Below are 1,201 nucleotides of genomic sequence, written 5' to 3' on the forward strand. Positions count from 1 at the left end.
GCAGTGAGAGGGAGGCGTCCTCCACCGGGTGGCCCTCGGCGTCGGTGACCTGTCCCTCCACGACGACGGCGGGGGCGAGGACGAACTCCAGGGGCGGGTCGCCCCGGGCCACGGTCTTCTCCAGGTCCAGGTCCAGCAGCCGCTCCGCGGACACCTTGAAGGTATAGGGGCGCGCCAGGAGGGGGCCCAGGCGCACGTGGCCCTCCGCGTCGCTCTCCTTCAGGAGCTCCGAGGAGTCCATGCCGTAGGTCAGGTCGGCGCCGTCCGTTCCGAGGGCCACCACCGAGGCGCCGGCCACGGGGTGTCCCGCGGTGTCGCGCACGGTGGCGTCCAGGAAGAAGGCGGTGCCCAGGTGCAGCGTCACCTCGACTTCGGCCTCGTGCTCCGTCAGCTCCACCTGTTCGAAGGCGCGCTCACCGCCCTGTTCGGCGTTGAGCGCGTAGGCGGAGGGCAGCAGGTCGTCGAAGGTGAAGCGCCCCTGCGCGTCGGTGAGGGTGACGCGCTCGCCGTCCTGCTCCGTCACGGTGGCGCCGACGACGGGCCGCTCACCGTCGAGCACCTGGCCCACGATGCGCCGGGGCGGGTGCATCACCAGGTCCTCCTCCAGGAGGGCGGCCCCCAGGTCCTGGAGCCAGATGGGGAGCTTCCCCGGGTGGGAGGCGGCGAGGGTGTAGACGGCCTCGGGCAGGGGGCCCACGCTGAAGCGGCCCTCGGCGTCGGCGTGCGCTTCGAAGTAGCGCGCGCTCTCGTTGTGCACCACGGTCAGCCGGGTGGCCGGCAGCGGGTTGCCGTCCTCGTCCACCACGCGGCCGGAGAGCCGGTGGCCGGGGACGAGCACCAGCGTCACGTCCTGGGCGCCGGGGGTGACGTCCTCCTCCAGGGCCGCGCCGTTCGGGCCCAGCGCCCAGAGGGACACCGGGGCCTGGGGCAGGCCCTCCAGCGCGAAGGTGCCGTCGGCGGCGGAGGTGGTGCTGGAGAGCACGAAGGCGCCGCCCCGGCGGGCCTCCACCATCTCCAATGCCCACTGCCAGGCGGAGGCGGAGGTGCAGCCCGCGGAGGAGAGGTGGGTGTCGGTGTCGGGGCTGGCCGTGTCGCACGGCAGCTCCGACAGGGTCTCTCCCGGCAGGCCCACGGTGGCGGAGACGTCGATGCCGGCGACGGGCTGGCCCCGGGCGTCCTGGACACGGCCGCGCACCTGGAG

General features: G+C 74.2%; 1 protein-coding gene. It reads right to left on the bottom strand.

Annotated features, from left to right (window positions below):
- The coding region (locus D7V97_RS43120; protein ID WP_147445265.1) for a carboxypeptidase-like regulatory domain-containing protein at positions 1 to 1,201 on the bottom strand (1,201 nt) is incomplete at both ends.

It is taken from the genome of Corallococcus sp. CA053C, assembly GCF_003611675.1.
GTDB lineage: Bacteria > Myxococcota > Myxococcia > Myxococcales > Myxococcaceae > Corallococcus.